Annotated in this window: 18 protein-coding genes and 1 pseudogene; 15 read left to right on the top strand and 4 right to left on the bottom strand. The window is 60.9% G+C overall.

Annotated features, from left to right (window positions below; all coding sequences use genetic code 11):
- Both WNY80_RS05280 and WNY80_RS05275 read right to left on the bottom strand, forming a co-directional pair.
- The coding region (locus tag WNY80_RS05280; RefSeq protein ID WP_342886269.1) for a methyl-accepting chemotaxis protein at positions 1 to 1378 on the bottom strand (1378 nt) is incomplete at its 3' end.
- Between the two features lie 418 nt (positions 1379 to 1796).
- Positions 1797 to 3728, bottom strand: coding sequence for a methyl-accepting chemotaxis protein (locus WNY80_RS05275; RefSeq protein ID WP_342886268.1), 1932 nt, complete (start codon positions 3726 to 3728; stop codon positions 1797 to 1799).
- A 591-nt stretch (positions 3729 to 4319) separates the two neighbouring features.
- On the opposite strand from WNY80_RS05275, the gene eno reads away from it, so the two are divergent.
- The 13 genes from eno (at position 4320) to WNY80_RS05210 (ending at position 15100) form a co-directional block, all read left to right on the top strand.
- Positions 4320 to 5594, top strand: a complete 1275-nt coding sequence (gene eno / locus WNY80_RS05270) for a phosphopyruvate hydratase (RefSeq protein ID WP_342886267.1) — start codon at positions 4320 to 4322, stop codon at positions 5592 to 5594.
- Positions 5595 to 5763: 169 nt separating this feature from the next.
- Entirely contained in the window at positions 5764 to 6072 is a 309-nt protein-coding gene (locus tag WNY80_RS05265) for a septum formation initiator family protein (RefSeq protein WP_342886266.1), read from the top strand.
- 146 nt (positions 6073 to 6218) lie between these two features.
- Complete coding sequence (gene pdhA / locus WNY80_RS05260) at positions 6219 to 7256, top strand: pyruvate dehydrogenase (acetyl-transferring) E1 component subunit alpha (RefSeq protein ID WP_342886265.1); 1038 nt, start codon at positions 6219 to 6221, stop codon at positions 7254 to 7256.
- Between the two features lie 14 nt (positions 7257 to 7270).
- Positions 7271 to 8650: a pyruvate dehydrogenase complex E1 component subunit beta gene (locus tag WNY80_RS05255; protein ID WP_342886264.1), complete on the top strand. Its 1380-nt coding sequence runs from the start codon at positions 7271 to 7273 to the stop codon at positions 8648 to 8650.
- A 15-nt stretch (positions 8651 to 8665) separates the two neighbouring features.
- Positions 8666 to 9994 (top strand): pyruvate dehydrogenase complex dihydrolipoamide acetyltransferase, encoded by a 1329-nt coding sequence (locus tag WNY80_RS05250; RefSeq protein WP_342886263.1) that lies wholly within the window; start codon positions 8666 to 8668, stop codon positions 9992 to 9994.
- Positions 9995 to 10028: 34 nt separating this feature from the next.
- Positions 10029 to 10577 (top strand): HdeD family acid-resistance protein, encoded by a 549-nt coding sequence (locus WNY80_RS05245; protein ID WP_342886262.1) that lies wholly within the window; start codon positions 10029 to 10031, stop codon positions 10575 to 10577.
- A 39-nt stretch (positions 10578 to 10616) separates the two neighbouring features.
- Positions 10617 to 11258, top strand: a complete 642-nt coding sequence (locus WNY80_RS05240) for an SGNH/GDSL hydrolase family protein (protein WP_342886261.1) — start codon at positions 10617 to 10619, stop codon at positions 11256 to 11258.
- 87 nt (positions 11259 to 11345) lie between these two features.
- Positions 11346 to 11582 carry a YdcH family protein gene (locus tag WNY80_RS05235; protein ID WP_342886260.1) on the top strand — a complete coding sequence of 79 codons (237 nt, stop codon included), beginning with the start codon at positions 11346 to 11348 and terminating at the stop codon, positions 11580 to 11582.
- 75 nt (positions 11583 to 11657) lie between these two features.
- Complete coding sequence (gene lpdA / locus WNY80_RS05230; protein WP_342886259.1) at positions 11658 to 13103, top strand: dihydrolipoyl dehydrogenase; 1446 nt, start codon at positions 11658 to 11660, stop codon at positions 13101 to 13103.
- Positions 13100 to 13351, top strand: a complete 252-nt coding sequence (locus WNY80_RS05225; protein WP_342886258.1) for a hypothetical protein — start codon at positions 13100 to 13102, stop codon at positions 13349 to 13351. Before lpdA ends, WNY80_RS05225 begins: the two co-directional genes overlap by 4 nt.
- A complete protein-coding gene (locus WNY80_RS05220; RefSeq protein ID WP_342886320.1) occupies positions 13351 to 13629 on the top strand; it encodes a GlsB/YeaQ/YmgE family stress response membrane protein in 279 nt (92 codons plus the stop codon). The genes WNY80_RS05225 and WNY80_RS05220 overlap by 1 nt, the downstream gene beginning before the upstream one ends.
- A gap of 27 nt (positions 13630 to 13656) precedes the next feature.
- Positions 13657 to 14634, top strand: a complete 978-nt coding sequence (lipA, locus tag WNY80_RS05215) for a lipoyl synthase (protein ID WP_342886257.1) — start codon at positions 13657 to 13659, stop codon at positions 14632 to 14634.
- Between the two features lie 4 nt (positions 14635 to 14638).
- Positions 14639 to 15100, top strand: a complete 462-nt coding sequence (locus tag WNY80_RS05210) for a type II toxin-antitoxin system RatA family toxin (RefSeq protein ID WP_342886256.1) — start codon at positions 14639 to 14641, stop codon at positions 15098 to 15100.
- On the opposite strand, the gene WNY80_RS05205 is transcribed toward WNY80_RS05210, so the two are convergent.
- Together WNY80_RS05205 and ispF are read right to left on the bottom strand one after the other, a co-directional pair.
- Positions 15076 to 15630 (bottom strand): CinA family protein, encoded by a 555-nt coding sequence (locus WNY80_RS05205; protein ID WP_342886255.1) that lies wholly within the window; start codon positions 15628 to 15630, stop codon positions 15076 to 15078. The two genes, WNY80_RS05210 and WNY80_RS05205, sit on opposite strands and share 25 nt — an antisense overlap.
- Positions 15627 to 16118, bottom strand: a pseudogene (gene ispF / locus WNY80_RS05200) (2-C-methyl-D-erythritol 2,4-cyclodiphosphate synthase); the annotation flags it as partial. The pseudogene ispF and the gene WNY80_RS05205, both read right to left, overlap by 4 nt.
- Positions 16119 to 16324: 206 nt before the next feature.
- Here ispF and dusB point away from each other — a divergent pair.
- Both dusB and WNY80_RS05190 read left to right on the top strand, forming a co-directional pair.
- Positions 16325 to 17341: a tRNA dihydrouridine synthase DusB gene (dusB, locus tag WNY80_RS05195; protein ID WP_342886254.1), complete on the top strand. Its 1017-nt coding sequence runs from the start codon at positions 16325 to 16327 to the stop codon at positions 17339 to 17341.
- A gap of 5 nt (positions 17342 to 17346) precedes the next feature.
- Entirely contained in the window at positions 17347 to 18501 is a 1155-nt protein-coding gene (locus tag WNY80_RS05190; protein ID WP_342886319.1) for a nitrogen regulation protein NR(II), read from the top strand.
- Position 18502: the final 1 nt, after the last annotated feature.

The raw sequence follows: 18502 nt of genomic DNA, 5'->3' as shown, positions 1-18502 counted from the left end.
CGACGCCGGCATTGAGTGCCAGCAGGTTGGTCTGGAAGGCGATGTCGTCGATCACCGAGATGATCTGGCTGATCTGCTTGGAGGATTCCTCGATCCGTTCCATGGCCGAGATGGCGTTCTTGACCACCGTGCCGGATTTTTCAGCACCCTCCTTGGCGGTGCCGACCATGGTGCTGGCTTCCTCGGCGCGCTGCGACGAACTCTTGACCGTCGAGGTGATCTCGTCGAGGGCGGCAGCCGTTTCCTCGAGCGAGGCAGCCTGCTGTTCGGTGCGCTTGGACAGATCGTCCGACGCCGAACCGATTTCCGACGAGGCGAGGCGGACTGCCTCGGTAGTAAGCGCGATATCTCCGAGCGTCGCATTCAATTGCTCGATCGAGGCGTTGAACTCGCTTCGCAGCTTCACATAGTCAGCAGCGAAAGGTTCGGTGATGCGGTAGGTCAGATTGCCGGACGAAAGGTTTTCCAGCCCCTTGGTCAAGGCATCGATGACACGGACACGTTCGGCATCTTCGGCCGCCTTGCGTTCGGCAATCTCTGCGTCCTGTTCCGCTTTTTCCCTGCGAGCCGTTTCGCTTTGCGCACGGGCATTGTCACGCTCCATGGCCGCGTCGCGGAAATAGGCAACGGATTTTGCCATCTCGCCGATTTCATCGGACCGCTCTGCATAAGGGACGTCACGTGCGAAGTCGCCGTCCGAAAGCACCTGCATATAGTCCTTCATAGCCGTCAGAGGCACGATGGCGCGCTGGCGAAAAACGAACAGGCCGGCGAGGAAAATGCCGATCGAGACGGTACTCGCAACAAGAGTGATGGTGGAGAAGAATGAATCCTCCGCCTCCGCGTCGGTACGAACCTGCTCATCGAAGCTGGAAACGTCGTTGACCAGGGCTTTGACTGCGGCGTCGCTGGAGGTGAACGCCGACCGCAGCTCTCCCAGTGCGATGGTAGCGGCAACGCTGTCGGCGGCGCGAATGGCAGGAAGGTACTTGTCATTCATGACCGTCCAGTATTTTTCGCCCGCGGCGAGAATGCCCGAACCGAGTTGCTCGACCAGCGGTTTCTCGTAGCTTGATTTGAGCCAGTATTGCTTGCGCGCATTGTATTCTGCCTCCAGCTCGGCAATCCGCGCAGCGTTGATCTCCGCGATTGTCGGGTGCACCACTGCCTCGTTGGCCAGCATGTAGGATTCCACCACGTAGAGCGGCGGCGGCAGGATGTCGGCGAGAAGATCTTTGCTGTCGACGATGACGGTGTAGGTCGGGCCCGTGACCTTTTGCTTCTCGTAGATGTATTTCTGTAGTCCGAATACGAAGACGAGGCCAAGAGTGACGGTAACGGCAAGTAATACCAAGCTACGCGAAATGCTGATGTTCATTGTATTCCCTCAGAAGTGGACGCAAGACAATAAGGAACGGCAAAATCACACGGATTTTGTTGCTCTGATCGGAGTTGGAACTGATTTGGTGGAAGGGCTTGGCTTCATGCCGACTGCTTGCGCATCACGTGCTGCGCTCATCTCTCGTACAATAAATAGAATTTGAAAGGTTAGAAGATTCTTAATTGCGCATAAAAAAATACATAGCTGTTAACCAAGCCCGTGTGGTCGGGGTGGTGCGGGAGCGTTTTTCTTGTTCCGGGCGATGCCTGTCAGACCCGGAAGTCACCGGGAGGCAGGCGGGACGCGTCCGGTCTTGCCCTGCAACTGGCTCAGGCATGAAAGGTAAAAAAACGCCGGACACGAGGTCCGGCGGTTTCGATTGAGGTCGAAGTCTGGATTTGGCTGGCGGCCTGGATCAGAACTCGCTCCAGCTCTCTTCCTTCTGGGCGGTTGCCGCACCGCCACGGCCGAAGGCAGAGGCGATCTTGGCGCCCAATGCCCGTGCCGGGGAGGGGGCTGGCTGGGACCTGGTGTTGGCAGCCACCGGTGCGGAATGGCTTGCGCCGCCGCCGGTGGTGAAACGACCGACCAGGCCTTCGAGCTTGACGGCTTCACCCGACAAGCCCTGCGTCGCCGCATTGGTTTCTTCCACCATCGCGGCATTCTGCTGGGTAACCTGATCCATCTGGTTGATCGCCGAGTTGATCTCGGCAAGGGCGGTCGACTGCTCACGCGCGCCGGTGACGATCGACTGGATCAGGTCATTGATCTTGCCGACCTGGCCTTCGATTTCGCCGAGCGCCGTGCCGGTCTGGTTGACCAGCGTCACGCCGGTGCCGACCTGGGTTGACGAGGTTTCGATCAGGGTCTTGATCTCCTTGGCGGCATTGGCCGACCGTCCGGCCAGTTCACGTACTTCCTGGGCGACGACCGCGAACCCCTTGCCGGCCTCGCCGGCACGAGCCGCTTCTACGCCGGCATTGAGCGCCAGCAGGTTGGTCTGGAAGGCGATGTCGTCGATCACCGAGATGATTTGGCTGATCTGCCTGGAGGATTCCTCGATCCGTTCCATGGCCGAGATGGCGTTCTTGACCACGGTGCCGGATTTCTCCGCGCCGGTTTTCGCGGTGCCGACCATGGTGCTGGCTTCCTCGGCGCGCTGCGACGAACTCTTGACCGTCGAGGTGATCTCGTCGAGGGCAGCAGCCGTTTCCTCGAGCGAGGCAGCCTGCTGTTCGGTGCGCTTTGACAGGTCGTCCGAAGCCGAGCCGATTTCCGACGAGGCGAGGCGGACGGCTTCGGTGGTTGTCGAGATCTCGGTCATGGTCTCGCTCAGGGAGCCGACCGCAGCGTTGAACTCCGTGCGCAGCTTTTCGTAGGCCGGTGCAAAGGTTGCGTTGATCCGGTAGCCGAGGTTGCCCGACGACAGGTTCTCGAGCCCGGTGGTCAACGCTTCGATGACCCGGACCCGCTCCGCGTCTTCTGCGGCCTGCCGCTCCGCGGCCTCCTGCTCGAGACGCTTGATCTCGGCCTGCTCGGCCGCGGACTTCGCGCGGGCATCCTTGCGGTCCATTTCGCCCTGGCGGAAATAGGCAACCGATTGCGCCATCTCGCCGATTTCATCGTCCCGCTGGGCGTAGGGAACATCGTTGGAGTAGTCGCCCGCGGCCAGCATGCCCATATAGTCTTTCATCGCGGTGAGCGGCACGACTGCCCTCTGGCGGAACACAAACAGCCCGCCGATAAACAGCACAATGGACAGGATGCTGGCGCCCAGCGAAATCTTCGAGAACAATGCGTCCTCTTCTGCGGCGAGTGTTTCCGCACCGTCCCGGTACTCAAGAGCCGAAACGGCAAGCTCGTGCACAGACACTTCCTTGTCGTGGAACGCCTTGTAGAGTTCCCCCAGCGCAATCTCGCCGGCGGTCGCATCCCCGGAGGTCACGGCAGGCAGAAACTGCTTGTCCATGATCGCCCAGAAAGCATCGCCCTTGACCAGCACATCCTGCTGAAGCTTGCTCAGCAGGGCCGGGGCGAGGTCGGACTTCTGCCAATGCGCCTTTCGCGCCTCGTATTCCTGATGCAGGGTTTCGATCTTGGCCTTGTTCTTGTCGACAATGGTGGGATAGACCACCATCTCGTTTGCCAGCATGTAAGGCTCAATTGCATAAAGGGCATTTGGCACAATGTCCGCCACCAGGTCCTTGCCCAGGGCGATGTCGTGGTAAACGATACCGTTTACCTTCAGCTCTTCAAAGATGTACTTCTTGAGGGCCATCGAGCCGATAAGCCCGAGTGAAACCACCACTCCGAAGATGACCAGGCTGCGTCCGATATTCAATTTCATGCAACTGCTCCGCTACATACCGTCTTAAGGGTGAGATCATGTTTCAAAACGGTTTTGCATCATGCAGAGAGCCGCTTGACGCGCGGCAACTTTCCGTTCGGTCGCCCCAACAGATAGCCAAAACGCATTACTTAAATGTAAATTAGGCGTTAACGAGAGTGGCGAGTTCTTGAATATGAAATTTGCAGTGGCGGGAAAAAATATTCCACGCAAATGGCGCGTTTCTCTGTGAATTATAAAATTCGTCTGCGCTTTGCGGAATGGAATGCCAAAAATCTTGGGCGCCATTTCCGGGGCAGGTTGCATTAGGTGTGGCTAAAAATTAACGCTGGCATTGAAAGTGGTTCGAAATTTGAAAACAATTTTTAGGGCTGCAGGTTTCTTTGGAATGCAGGTGCGGTTGGTTGGAGTGAAGGCGGTGGCAGCCCGTCCGGGCTGGCGGCGAGCCTGCGCGGGAATGCGGTCGTGCCGCACGTTTCCCTGGCTGTCCGGCGGCGCCGCAATTGATTTTTCGGCGCAGTGCGGTAAGACGGCGCAACGCCGCCCGGCGACATGCCAAACCTTAGCCCTACCTCAAGAAGGAACCAGACCATGACCGCCATTATAGATATTGTCGGACGGGAAGTCCTCGATAGCCGCGGAAACCCCACGGTGGAAGTCGACGTGCATCTCGAAGACGGGTCAATGGGGCGCGCGATGGTGCCGTCAGGCGCGTCAACCGGCGCGCATGAGGCTGTTGAATTGCGTGACGGCGGCAGCCGTTATCTGGGCAAGGGCGTTGAAAAGGCCGTGGCTGCGGTCAACGGCGCGCTCCGCGACAACATCTGCGGCATGGATGCCGAGGGACAGATTGCGCTCGACATGGCGATGATTTCGCTCGATGGCACCGCCAACAAGAGCAAGCTCGGCGCCAATGCCATTCTCGGCGTCTCGTTGGCCGCCGCCCGCGCCGCCGCGCAATCCAGTGGCCTGCCGCTCTACCGCTATGTCGGCGGCGCCAATGCGCGTCTGCTGCCGGTTCCGATGATGAACATCATCAATGGCGGCGCCCATGCCGACAATCCGATCGATTTCCAGGAATTCATGATCATGCCGGTCGGCGCCGAGACCCTCCGCGACGCCGTGCGCATGGGCTCGGAAGTCTTCCACACACTGAAGAAGGAACTCGCCAACGGCGGTCACAACACCAATGTCGGCGATGAAGGCGGTTTCGCGCCAAATCTCAAAAGTGCGCCCGCTGCACTCGACTTCATCATGCAGTCGATCGAAAAGGCCGGTTACCGTCCGGGAGAGGACATTCATCTGGCGCTCGACTGCGCCGCGACCGAATTCTTCAAGAACGGCAAGTACGAGCTCGAAGGCGAGGGCCGTGCGCTTGAGCCCGAAGCCATGGCCGATTATCTCGCCGAACTGCAGGCGAAGTATCCGATCATCTCGATCGAGGACGGCATGGGTGAGGATGACTGGGACGGCTGGAAGGCGCTGACCGACAAGATCGGCGACAAGTGCCAGCTGGTCGGCGACGATCTGTTCGTCACCAACTCGGCCCGGCTGCGCGACGGCATCAAGATGGGTGTCGCCAACTCGATCCTGGTCAAGGTCAACCAGATCGGCACCCTGTCGGAAACGCTCGACGCCGTCGAGACCGCGCACAAGGCGCGCTACACCGCGGTGATGAGCCACCGTTCCGGCGAGACCGAGGATTCGACCATCGCCGATCTGGCGGTTGCCACCAACTGCGGACAGATCAAGACCGGATCGCTGTCGCGTTCGGACCGGCTGGCCAAGTACAACCAGCTGATCCGTATCGAGGAAGAGCTCGGCGTGGAAGCGGCCTATGCCGGTGCTTCGGTGCTGCGCGGATAACAGAGCTGTCCATGCCCGCAGATGTTCACGGGCAATCTGAACAGGCAGGGGGCTCGCATGAAAATGCGGGCCCTTTGTTTTGCGATGCAGCAATTAGCGCAACCGGCTAACGCTATCTTAAGTATGACCTGCCATCCTTTGCCCCTCGCAGGGGTAAGGCGTTTTTCGAATGCGGACACAGTTTAAAAAGCAGCGTTTCTGGAGCCGTTGGGTTGTTCCGGTATTGTCGGCTGCCTGTTTCACCTATTTCGGGTTTCATTCATGGTCGGGAGCCTACGGTCTGGAATCGGCCGAGGCGCTCGAGGCGAGGCGTATTGAATTGTCGGAACGCCTTGCAACCCTGAGCGAACGCAGGCAACATCTTGAACGCAAGGTCATGCTGCTGAGCGATGGCGCGGTCGAGGCTGACATGCTGGATGAACGGGCGCGGGCTTTGCTGAACGTCGCCCGCGAGGATGAGGTTGTGTACTTCAACTGATTCGATGAATTAACCGGATTTCAGTTAATTCTAATTATATACAATAAAATCAGTCATGTAGATGGAATATCAGCTATGCGTTTATGCGCTTGCTGACAGGCTTCAATTTCCCTATGGTCAACCCACGAGACCATTGGGAGGACGAGATGGCTACACGTAAAAGCGCCACTGCCGCATCCCGCAAGAAGCCGGCTGAAAAGAGCGGGCTGAACGGCGGATTTACAGATTTCGACAAGGCAACCGAACTTGAAGCCTATCGCGAGATGCTTCTCATTCGCCGCTTTGAGGAAAAAGCCGGCCAGCTTTACGGCATGGGTTTCATCGGCGGCTTCTGTCACCTCTATATCGGTCAGGAAGCCGTTGTTGTCGGCATGCAGATGGCGCTCAAGGATGGTGACCAGGTCATCACCGGCTACCGCGATCACGGCCACATGCTGGCTTGTGGCATGGAAGCCCGCGGCGTCATGGCCGAGCTGACCGGCCGCAAGGACGGCTATTCGCATGGCAAGGGCGGCTCCATGCACATGTTCTCCAAGGAAAAGAATTTCTACGGCGGCCACGGCATCGTCGGTGCCCAGGTGTCGCTCGGCACCGGCCTTGCCTTTGCCAACAAGTACCGTGGCAACGACAATGTCTCGGTCGCCTATTTCGGCGATGGCGCTGCCAACCAGGGCCAGGTCTACGAGAGCTTCAACATGGCCGCGCTGTGGAAGCTGCCGATCATCTATATCGTCGAGAACAACCGCTACGCCATGGGCACCTCGACGGCGCGCTCCTCGGCACAGTCGAATTTCTCGCTCCGCGGCAATTCCTTCGGCATCCCCGGTCACCAGGTCGACGGCATGGATGTGCGTGCGGTGCATGCCGCAGCCGTCGAGGCTGTCGCCCATTGCCGCTCCGGCAAGGGTCCGATCATCCTCGAGATGCTGACCTACCGCTACCGCGGCCACTCGATGTCCGACCCGGCCAAGTACCGGTCCAAGGACGAGGTGCAGAAGATGCGCTCCGAGCACGACCCGATCGAACAGGTCAAGGCGCGCATGCTCGAGCTCAAGCATGCCACCGAGGACGATCTCAAGGCCATCGACAAGAAGGTGCGGGACATCGTGGCGGATTCGGCAGACTTCGCCCAGAACAACCCGGAGCCGGATCCGTCCGAGCTCTACACCGACATTCTGCTGTAAGGGGAGGGAACACCATGCCGATTGATATCCTGATGCCTGCGCTGTCCCCGACCATGGAAGAGGGCACGCTGTCGAAATGGCTCAAGAACGAAGGTGACTCTGTCGCCGCCGGCGATGTGATCGCCGAAATTGAAACCGACAAGGCGACGATGGAAGTCGAAGCCGTCGACGAGGGCAAGATCGGCAAGATCGTGGTCCCCGCCGGCACCGAGAACGTCAAGGTCAATGCGGTTATCGCCGTGCTGCTGGAGGAGGGCGAAAGCGCTTCCGACATCGATTCGGCGAAATCGGCCCCGGCACCCGCTGCCGAGGCGCCTGCCGCATCCGAACCTGCCAAGGCCGCACCTGTTCCTGCTGCCCCTGTCGCCAACACGGCTGTAGCCGATCCGGCAATCCCCGAGGGCACGGAAATGGTGCCGACCACGGTGCGCGAGGCGCTTCGCGACGCCATGGCCGAGGAAATGCGCGCCAATGAAGATGTCTTCCTCATGGGCGAGGAAGTGGCCGAGTACCAGGGCGCCTACAAGATCTCCCAGGGGCTGCTGCAGGAATTCGGCGCCAGGCGCGTGGTCGACACCCCGATCACCGAACACGGCTTCACCGGCATCGGTGTCGGCGCTTCGATGGCCGGCCTGAGGCCGATCGTCGAGTTCATGACCTTCAACTTCGCCATGCAGGCGATCGACCAGATCATCAACTCCGCCGCCAAGACGCTCTATATGTCCGGCGGCCAGATGGGCGCGCCGATTGTCTTCCGTGGCGCCAATGGTGCGGCTGCCCGTGTCGGTGCCCAGCACTCTCAGTGCTACGCCGCCTGGTACAGCCACATTCCCGGCCTCAAGGTGGTAATGCCTTATACGGCAGCCGACGCCAAGGGCCTGCTCAAGGCCGCGATCCGCGATCCGAACCCGGTGATCTTCCTCGAAAACGAGATCCTCTACGGTCACACCTTCGACGTGCCCAAGCTCGATGATTTCGTCCTGCCGATCGGCAAGGCCCGCATCCACAAGCGGGGCAAGGACGTCACCATCGTCTCTTTCGGCATCGGCATGAATTACGCGGTCAAGGCAGTCGAAGAGCTGTCCGGTCTCGGCATCGATGTCGAACTGATCGATCTGCGCACCATCCGTCCGATGGATCTTCCGACCGTGATCGAAAGTGTCAAGAAGACCGGCCGCCTGGTCACCGTCGAGGAAGGCTATCCGCAGTCCTCCGTCGGAACCGAGATCGCCACGCGCGTGCAGCAGCAGGCGTTTGACTATCTCGACGCGCCGATCATCACCATCGCGGGCAAGGATGTTCCCATGCCCTACGCAGCCAATCTCGAGAAACTCGCGCTGCCCAACGTCGCCGAGATTGTCGATGCGGTCAAAGCCGTCACCTACACGGCTTAAGGGGAGGACTGGAAGATGCCTATCAACATCACAATGCCTGCTCTTTCGCCAACCATGGAAGAGGGAAACCTCGCCAAGTGGCTGGTCAAGGAAGGCGACAAGGTCGGCCCCGGCGATGTGATCGCCGAGATCGAGACCGACAAGGCGACGATGGAAGTCGAAGCCGTCGATGAAGGCACGGTTGCCAAGATCGTTGTTCCGTCCGGCACCGAAGGCGTCAAGGTCAATGCGCTGATTGCCATTCTCGCCGCCGACGGCGAGAGTGTGGAAGAGGCAGCCAAGGGCGGCGGCGACGCTGCCCCTGCGCCGGCTCCTGCCGCAGCACCGGCTCAGGCCCCGAAAGCCGAAGCCGCTCCTGCGGCCGCTCCCGCGCCAGCAACGACGGCTGCACCTGCCGCGCCGGCAGCCTCCGGCGAACGCACATTCTCCTCGCCGCTGGCCCGTCGCATCGCCAGGGATGCCGGACTTGATATCTCGGCGATTTCGGGCTCCGGCCCGCATGGCCGCGTGGTCAAGAAGGATGTCGAATCCGCCATTGCCTCGGGCACCGGCAAGGCGCCTGCCGCCGCTGCGGCGTCCGCTGCACCGGCCGCCGCCGCCAAGGGCATGTCGGACGACGCCATACTCAAGAACTTCGCCGAAGGCTCCTATGAGCTGGTCAAGCACGACGGCATGCGCAAGACCATTGCGCGGCGCCTGCAGGAATCCAAGCAGACGATCCCGCATTTCTACGTCACCGTCGATTGCGAACTTGATGCGCTTCTGGCGCTCAGGGCGCAACTCAACAAGGCGGCCCCGCTCAAGGATGACAAGCCGGCCTACAAGCTCTCGGTCAACGACATGGTGATCAAGGCCTTGGCACTTGCACTGCGTGACGTGCCCGATGCCAATGTCTCCTGGACCGACGAGAACATGGTGATGCACAAGCATTCCGATGTCGGCGTCGCCGTCTCGATCCCCGGTGGCCTGATCACCCCGATCATCCGCTCGGCCGAACTCAAGAGCCTGTCTGCCATTTCCAACGAGATGAAGGATCTTGGCAAGCGCGCCAAGGACCGCAAGCTCAAGCCCGAGGAATATCAGGGTGGCACCACCTCGGTCTCCAACATGGGCATGATGGGCGTCAAGGATTTTGCCGCCGTCATCAACCCGCCGCATGCGACCATTCTGGCAGTCGGTGCCGGAGAGCAGCGTCCCGTGGTCAAGGATGGCGCCCTTGCAATCGCCACCGTGATGAGCGTGACACTGTCGACCGACCACCGCGCCGTCGATGGTGCGCTCGGCGCTGAACTGCTGGCGGCCTTCAAGGGCTACATCGAAAACCCGATGGGAATGCTGGTCTGAGACGCATGACAATCGACACTGAAGGGTGCGTGATATGGCTGACATTGATGTAAACGAGAGTTTCGGCAGGATCTGGAAATGGATGGCGGCGCTTGCCGTGCTCTGCATCGTCGGCGGGGTGCTGGCGCTGGCCAATCCGTTCGGTGCGACCATCTTCGCGGTCACGCTTGCCGGGTGGGTCTTCCTGATCCAGGGCGCAATTCAGGTGGTGTCTGCATTCCGCGACCGCGGCTGGTCCGGTTTCATCTGGTCGCTCGGGATCGGCGTGCTGACCCTGCTGGTTGGCGTCGTGCTCGTGGCAAACCCGCTGGCGGGCAGCATATCGCTGACCCTGCTGATTGCGATCCTGTTCCTTGTCACCGGCATTACCAAGGCCATGTTTGCCTTGTCCCTGCGCCCTCTCGGCGGTTGGGGCTGGGTGTTGGGCTCGGGGCTGGTCTCGGTGCTGCTGGGCGTTCTCATCCTCGCCGATTTCCCCCAGTCCTCGACCACGATTCTCGGGTTGCTGCTCGGTATCGAGCTGGTGTCCAATGGCATCCTGTTCCTTTTCGTGGCGCTTGGGCTTCGCAAGCTAGGCAGCTAGCACAAGTGCGGGGACGCCCGTCTCCCGTCGAGAGGTGGAATGATGAAAACCGTTCTGTGCTACGGCGACTCGCTTACCTGGGGCTATGATCCGGAAAATCGCGCCCGGCATGCGCTCGAGGATCGCTGGCCCACAGCGCTGGCGGCAGGCCTTGGCGAAGGCGTGCACATGGTGGCTGACGGGCTCAACGGCCGCACAACCGCGTTTGACGATTTCACCGGTGATTGCGACCGCAACGCCACGCGCACGATGCCGACCGCACTGCATGCCCATGCACCGCTTGATCTGGTGATCATCATGCTGGGATCCAACGACATGAAACCCGCTGTCGCCGGGACCGCTCATGCCGCGTCCAAGGGGCTGAGGCGCCTGCTGCAACTGGTCCGCCTGCACGCGTGGCCGGTCGAGCAGGACCCGCCGCAGACACTGGTGGTCGCACCGCCGCCATTGGTTGAAACCGCCGACCCGGATTTTGCCGCGATGTTCGAGGGCGGTGTCGAGCAGTCGGCAATGCTGGCCTCGTTCTACGCCGACCTGGCCGATGAAATGGGGGCAGGGTTCTTCGATGCGGGATCGGTGGCCCAGTGCTCCTCCGTCGACGGAGTGCATCTGGACGCCAAGAACACCCGCGCCATAGGGCGCGGACTGTCGCCGGTAGCACGGTTGCTGCTGGGGCACTGAATTTGGAGCAATTGACCAAGGTCAAGGAGAGCAATGGCTTAGGGCGGATACAGTGCAGACATCACCAAACCAACGAGGAGACGGCTGATGTCGAACACGCCCCACGAACTGGCAGAGGAATTTCCCGAGCACGTCGCGAAAATGCATGAGTTGAAACAGAGCGATGCCCATTTCGCCAAACTCTTTGATGCATATCACGAGGTCAACCGGGCCATTCACCGTGCCGAGACCGATGTCGAGCCGACGGATGACTTGCACATGGAAGAAATGCGCAAGGAGCGTCTGAAGCTCAAGGACGAAATCTACGGGATGCTGGCGGGCTGAAACGGCCTGACATAGCCCCGTAAAGATGGCAGGGCGGATGCTGATCCGTCCGCCCTGACTTAGAGGAGACGAGGCGTGTCAAACAATTACGACGTGATCATCATCGGTTCCGGCCCTGGCGGCTATATCGCGGCCATCCGCGCCGCCCAGCTCGGTCTGAAGACCGCCGTGGTCGAACGTGAGCATCTGGCCGGCATCTGCTCCAACTGGGGTTGCATCCCGACCAAGGCGCTGCTGCGCTCGGCGGAAGTGCTGCATCTTTCCGAACATGCCAAGAATTACGGCCTCAAGCTCGAAGGCACTGTGACGCCGGATATCGAGGCCATCGTCAAGCGCTCGCGCGGCATCGCCGAGCGGATGAACGGCGGCGTCGGCTTCCTGATGAAGAAGAACAAGGTCGATGTGATCTGGGGGGAAGCCAAGCTCACCAAGCCCGGTGAAATCATCGTCTCCAAGACCACCAAGAAGATTGTCGAGCCGCAGGGCCCTGTCCCCAAGAACACGCTTGGCGAGGGCACTTACACCGCCAAGCACATCATCATCGCCACCGGCGCACGGCCGCGCGCACTGCCGGGCATCGAGCCCGATGGCAAGCTGATCTGGACCTATTTCGAGGCGATGAAGCCCGAGAAGATGCCGAAGTCGCTGCTGGTCATGGGCTCCGGCGCCATCGGCATCGAGTTCGCCTCGTTCTATCGCACCATGGGTGTCGATGTGACAGTGGTCGAAGTCATGAAAACCGTGATGCCGGTCGAGGACGCCGAAATCTCGGCGTTTGCCAAGAAGCAGTTCGACAAGCAGGGCATGAAGATCCTGCTCGAAGCCAAGGTGACCAAGGTCGACAAGGGCGCCGACTCGATCACCGCCCATGTTGAACTCAAGGACGGCAAGGTCGAGAAGATCACTGCTGACCGGATGATTTCGGCTGTCGGCGTGCAGGGCAACATCGAGAACATCGGCCTTGAGGCACTTGGTGTGATGACCGATCGCGGCTGCATTGTCATCGATGGATACGGCAAGACCAATGTGCCCGGCCTCTATGCCATCGGCGATGTCGCCGGTCCGCCGATGCTGGCCCACAAGGCCGAGCACGAGGCCGTCATCTGCGTCGAGAAGATCGCCGGTCTGCCCAATGTCCACCCGATGGACAAGCTCAAGATCCCCGGCTGCACCTATTGCAACCCGCAGGTTGCTTCCGTTGGCCTGACCGAAGCCAAGGCGAAAGAGCTTGGCCGCGACATCCGCGTCGGCCGCTTCCCGTTTGTCGCCAATGGCAAGGCCATTGCGCTGGGCGAGGACCAGGGCATGGTCAAGACCATCTTCGACAAGAAAACCGGCGAATTACTCGGCGCCCATCTGGTCGGGGCGGAAGTCACCGAGTTGATCCAGGGCTTTGTCGTGGCGATGAACCTCGAGACCACCGAGGAAGACCTGATGCACACCATCTTCCCGCATCCGACGATCTCGGAAACGCTGAAGGAAAGCGTGCTTGACGCCTATGGGCGGGCGCTGAACGCGTGACCGGCATCCGCCGGCTTCCGCGCGCCGTGGTGCTGCCGGTCATCGGCGGCGCTGCTCTCGGCGCCCTGGCCGGTCTTGCCGCCATTCGCGGCCGCGGAGCGGTCGAGTTCGGATCGCTTCGGCTTGAGGGAATGGCGGGAATCGCGGCAGTTTCCGTCATCCTGGCATTGATGGGGCTGATGCTCGGTCTTACATTCTGGTTGATCATGCGGGCGCTTCACGCTGCGGCAAAGGGAGACAGACGATGATGATGGAATATCACATGGGCTTTCTGGCAATGCCGGGGCTCGGTTTCTTCGGTCTGCTGCTGGTCGGCCTGATCGCCGGTTATGTCGCCGAACGGGCCATGAATCGCGACCATGGCCTGTTGACCAACATCCTCGTCGGTATCGCCGGCTCGTTCGTCGGCAGCGCGCTCGCCGGTGTGCTCAACATCAACTATTACGGATTCGCCGGAAATCTGGTCGTCGCCATCATTGGTGCTGTCCTTATCCTCTGGATCTTCGGCCGCTCCAAGCGCAGCTGAACCATAACGCATGTAAAGGACCGCATCATGGTCACCATCCTCGATGTCACCACTCCCGTCGCCAAGCGCGTTCGGCACCCGGAAAAGCAGAACCGGCCCGACACCGAGGTCAAGCGCAAGCCGGAGTGGATCCGCGTCCGCGCGCCCACGTCCAAGGGTTACCAGGAAACCCGCTCGATCGTGAAGGAGAACAACCTCGTTACGGTCTGCGAAGAAGCCGGCTGCCCCAATATCGGCGAATGCTGGGACAAGAAGCACGCCACCTTCATGATCATGGGCGAAATCTGCACCCGCGCCTGTGCCTTCTGCAATGTCATCACCGGCAAACCCAACGCGCTCGATCCGAACGAGCCTGAAAACGTCGCCAAGGCGGTCAGGCAGATGGGGCTGATGCACGTCGTCATCACCTCGGTCGACCGGGACGATCTCGACGACGGCGGCGCCGAACATTTCGAAAAGGTGATCTGGGCCATCCGCGCAGCCTCGCCGGAAACCACGATTGAAATCCTCACGCCTGACTTCCTGCGCAAGCCCGGTGCGCTGGAGCGCGTGGTCGCGGCCAAGCCCGACGTGTTCAATCACAACCTTGAAACCGTGCCTGGCAACTATCTGACCGTGCGCCCCGGCGCGCGCTATTTCCACTCTCTCAGGCTGCTGCAGCGGGTCAAGGAACTCGACCCGACCATGTTCACCAAGTCGGGAATCATGGTGGGGCTGGGCGAAGAGCGCAACGAAGTGCTGCAGCTGATGGATGACCTGCGTTCGGCCGATGTCGATTTCATGACCATCGGCCAGTACCTGCAGCCGACCCGCAAGCACCACGAGGTGATGAGCTACGTCACGCCGGAAGAGTTCAAGAGCTACGAGAAGATCGCCTACACCAAGGGCTTCCTGATGGTCTCTTCGAGCCCGCTCACACGCTCATCGCACCATGCGGGGGATGATTTCGCCAGGCTGAAAGCCAATCGTGACGCCAAGCTTGCGGGCGAAATGGCTGCCAGCTGACACGATGCCAACCTACGAAACCAAGCGCCACGTTCCGCATTCGCCACGCCAGATGTTCGATCTGGTCGCCGATGTCGAACGCTATCCGGAGTTCCTGCCGTTGTGCGAGGCGCTGAGCGTCCGCTCGCGCAAGGAACGTGACGGCAAGGCTTTGCTGATTGCCGACATGACGGTTGGCTACAAGAAGATCCGGGAGACCTTTACCAGCCAGGTGCTGCTCAAGCCGGACGATCTGGCGATCGACGTCAAATATCTCGATGGCCCGTTCAAATATCTCGACAACAAGTGGAGCTTCGTGGAGAGCCCGTCCGGTGGCTGCGAAGTTGGCTTCTTCATCGACTATGAATTCAAGAGCATGATGCTCGGCGCACTGATGGGCGCGATGTTCGACCGCGCCTTCCGCATGTTTTCCGAGGCTTTCGAAAAGCGCGCCCGGGCGATTTACGGCGAAGCGGGGGTATCCTGAGACCCGGCCCCCAGCATTGTGCGGCCGATCAGTGCTTCAAGCGCTGCGCGCACCGTGGCCGCGCGGATCATGTCACGGCTCCAGTCTTCATCCCAGCGCAATTCAACTGCGCTGGTCAGATCGCCCGGGCCTGACAGCCCCATCCACACCAGCCCCACCGGTTTTTGCGGCGAGCCGCCGCCGGGTCCGGCAACGCCGGTCACCGACACGGCAAAATCTGCCCGCGACCGCTGGCGTGCACCAAGCACCATCTCTGTCGCCACCTGCGCCGAAACGGCGCCGAAGGCTTCAAGGGTTGTTTCGCGAACGCCCAGCATGTCCTGCTTGGCCTCGTTCGAGTAGGTCACGAACCCGCGGTCAAACACCGCAGACGATCCGGCAATGTCGGTGATCGCGCCAGCAATCAGACCGCCGGTGCACGATTCGGCGGTTGCGACCATTGCGCCCAAACCGGGGAACGTGTCGATGATCTGCTGTGCCAGGCGGCGGCAATCCGCGCGCATGCCGTCGAGAGTGGCAGCCTCGCTCATGCCGGTTCCCCCAACACCACGGTGGCCGTGGCAATCGCGGCGATGCCCTCTCGGCGGCCGATGAAGCCGATGGTCTCGTTGGTGGTGGCCTTGACCGAGCATCGGTCGACGGAGATGCCGAGAATGCGGGCAAGCGACTGGCGCATTTCAAGCCGGTGCGGCCCGATTTTCGGCTCTTCCGCAATCAGTGTGACATCGACATTCATGATGACGCCGCCCGCCTCGCGCACGATTGTGACTGCATGAGCGAGAAACATGTCGGACGCGGCCCCGCGCCACTGCGGATCCGACGGCGGGAAATGATCGCCGATATCGCCCGCCGCACAGGTTGCCAGCAGCGCGTCTGTCAGTGCATGCAGGCCCACATCGGCATCGGAATGCCCGTCGAGCCGCTGATCATGCGGTATTTCGACCCCGCACAGGGTGACGAAGTCGCCGGGAACAAGACGGTGCACATCATAGCCATTGCCGGTGCGGACATCGGGCAATCGATAGGGGGCTGGTGTTTCGTTGACCATGGCTGTCTCCTCCGGAGGCTGGGCTTGTGGTGGGCGTGTGCTCACGCCGTGTTTAGGGCGTGAGTTAACCGGAAAAAAGATCTTTTGCATTTTTCTCGACTGTAGAATGAATTCGCCTTGGCAATCCCCGCATATGTGTCTAAAAAAGCGGCAACAGAGAAAGCTGCACGAAACGCATGCAAAAAATCGACACGATACTCGACCAGCCGCTTCAGATCGGGCCGGTAACTGCACGGAACCGGGTGTTTCTGGCACCGCTGTCGGGCATTTCCGACCTGCCGTTCCGGCAATTGGCCTGGCGGCATGGGGCAGGGCTGGTGTTCACCGAGATGGTGGCAAGCCGCGAACTGGTCACCGATAACCGCGAATCGCTCGCTCGCCTGCGCGGTGACGGTATCGATCCGCATGTGGTCCAGCTTGCCGGCCGCGAGGCCCGCTGGATGGGCGAGGCGGCCCGCATTGCCGAGGATTCCGGCGCCGCGATGATTGACATCAACATGGGGTGTCCCGCCAAGAAGGTGACGGGCGGTTATTCCGGATCGGCGCTGATGCGCGATCCCGACCATGCGCTTGGGCTGATCGAGGCGACGGTCAACGCGGTCTCCGTACCGGTAACGCTCAAGATGCGGCTTGGTTGGGATCACGACACGCTCAATGCGCCGTTGATCGCGGCCCGGGCGGAGGCTGCCGGCGTCCGGATGATCACCATTCACGGCCGCACCCGCATGCAGTTCTACAAGGGCGTGGCCGACTGGGACGCCATCGCCCGCGTGCGCGAGGCTGTCACCGTGCCATTGATCGCCAATGGCGATGTCACTTCCCGCGCCGATATTGACGAGTGCCTGCTCCGGTCTGGCGCCGATGCGGTGATGATCGGGCGCGCCGCTCAGGGCCAGCCGTGGATTTGCGGTGCGCTGGCCGGGTCCAGCGACATTCCTGCTGGTCCGGCTGAACGAAATGCAGTCGCGCTTGAGCATTACCGGTTGATGATCGCCCATTACGGCGATGATGTCGGTGTTCGCCATGCCCGCAAGCATATCGGCTGGTATCTTGAAACACTGGCGCCCGACACACCTGCTGCCCACAAGGCCAGACTGATGACCTCCGGCAGCGCCGATGAAGTATTGGGCATATTCGCCGATGTGCTCGAAGCCGCCGCCGATTCGCCTTCAATGATGGAGAGTGCGGCGTGACCGACATATTTCCCGAAAAAATTGCCGCAGCCGATGCGGATACCGCCAGCATGGTGCTCAACGCCATTCAGCACCCGGTGATCATGGTCGATGGCGACAGTGTTGTCTGTTTTGCCAACTGGGAAGCCGAATCCTTCTTCGCCGCCAGCGCTGCCCATCTTGGCCGGCACAAGCTCGACGCCTTCATCCCGTTTGGAAGCCCGCTTCTTGAACTCATCGAACAGGTGCGGGAACGCCGCGCCGCGGTCAACGAATACCGGGTTGATCTGAGTTCCCCGAGACTGGGAAGCGACAAGCTGGTCGATCTCTACGTAGCGCCGGTGGCGGGATTGCCCGGCAATGTCGTGGTGGTCTTCCAGGAACGTTCGATGGCCGACAAGATCGACCGTCAGCTCACCCATCGTGCCGCGGCACGCTCGGTGACCGGGCTGGCGTCGATGCTGGCCCATGAAATCAAGAACCCGCTGTCGGGCATTCGCGGCGCAGCGCAGCTTCTGGAAATGTCTGTCGGTGACGAGGATCGCGCGCTCGCCCGGCTGATCCGCGACGAGACCGACCGCATCGTTTCTCTCGTCGACCGCATGGAGATCTTCTCCGACGAGCGCCCGGTCGACCGGGTTCCCGTCAACATCCATTCCGTTCTTGATCACGTCAAGGCGGTGGCCAAGGCTGGCTTTGCCCGCAAGATCAAGTTTGTCGAGCTCTACGATCCGTCGTTGCCATCGGTCTATGCCAATCGCGACCAGCTGGTTCAGGTCTTCCTCAACCTGGTCAAGAACGCCGCCGAAGCCATCGGTGACGATCCCGACGGTGAAATCGTCCTGACCACGGCTTATCGTCCCGGCATACGGCTTTCGGTTGCCGGGACCCGTGAGAAGGTCTCGCTGCCGCTCGAATTCTGCGTCCAGGACAACGGCCCCGGTGTTCCTGCCGATCTGGTCTCGCATCTGTTCGATCCGTTCGTCACCACCAAGACCAACGGATCCGGCCTCGGGCTTGCCCTGGTCGCTAAAATCGTCGGCGGCCATGGCGGCATCGTTGAATGCGACAGCCAGAGCCGCAAAACCACTTTCCGCATTCTGATGCCGGTTTCGCCCGACGGCCGGCCAATAAAGCCGCTGCCCTCATCCACGGGCTGGACGCCGGACCAAAAGGACTGAA

Source organism: Hoeflea sp. AS16 (assembly GCF_038900095.1).
In the GTDB taxonomy this organism is placed as follows: Bacteria; Pseudomonadota; Alphaproteobacteria; order Rhizobiales; family Rhizobiaceae; genus Hoeflea.
Note: the sequence above shows the minus strand (reverse complement) of the source record. Positions and strands in the feature narration are given on the sequence as shown.

Excerpts from the sequence above, each read along its gene's own strand:
- WNY80_RS05275 (WP_342886268.1), bottom strand. The coding sequence starts at position 3,728 with ATGAAATTGAATATCGGACGCAGCCTGGTCATCTTCGGAGTGGTGGTT.
- eno (WP_342886267.1), top strand. The coding sequence starts at position 4,320 with ATGACCGCCATTATAGATATTGTCGGACGGGAAGTCCTCGATAGCCGC.
- WNY80_RS05265 (WP_342886266.1), top strand. The coding sequence starts at position 5,764 with ATGCGGACACAGTTTAAAAAGCAGCGTTTCTGGAGCCGTTGGGTTGTT.
- pdhA (WP_342886265.1), top strand. The coding sequence starts at position 6,219 with ATGGCTACACGTAAAAGCGCCACTGCCGCATCCCGCAAGAAGCCGGCT.
- WNY80_RS05255 (WP_342886264.1), top strand. The coding sequence starts at position 7,271 with ATGCCGATTGATATCCTGATGCCTGCGCTGTCCCCGACCATGGAAGAG.
- WNY80_RS05250 (WP_342886263.1), top strand. The coding sequence starts at position 8,666 with ATGCCTATCAACATCACAATGCCTGCTCTTTCGCCAACCATGGAAGAG.
- WNY80_RS05245 (WP_342886262.1), top strand. The coding sequence starts at position 10,029 with ATGGCTGACATTGATGTAAACGAGAGTTTCGGCAGGATCTGGAAATGG.
- WNY80_RS05240 (WP_342886261.1), top strand. The coding sequence starts at position 10,617 with ATGATGAAAACCGTTCTGTGCTACGGCGACTCGCTTACCTGGGGCTAT.
- WNY80_RS05235 (WP_342886260.1), top strand. The coding sequence starts at position 11,346 with ATGTCGAACACGCCCCACGAACTGGCAGAGGAATTTCCCGAGCACGTC.
- WNY80_RS05220 (WP_342886320.1), top strand. The coding sequence starts at position 13,351 with ATGATGGAATATCACATGGGCTTTCTGGCAATGCCGGGGCTCGGTTTC.
- lipA (WP_342886257.1), top strand. The coding sequence starts at position 13,657 with ATGGTCACCATCCTCGATGTCACCACTCCCGTCGCCAAGCGCGTTCGG.
- WNY80_RS05210 (WP_342886256.1), top strand. The coding sequence starts at position 14,639 with ATGCCAACCTACGAAACCAAGCGCCACGTTCCGCATTCGCCACGCCAG.
- WNY80_RS05205 (WP_342886255.1), bottom strand. The coding sequence starts at position 15,630 with ATGAGCGAGGCTGCCACTCTCGACGGCATGCGCGCGGATTGCCGCCGC.
- dusB (WP_342886254.1), top strand. The coding sequence starts at position 16,325 with ATGCAAAAAATCGACACGATACTCGACCAGCCGCTTCAGATCGGGCCG.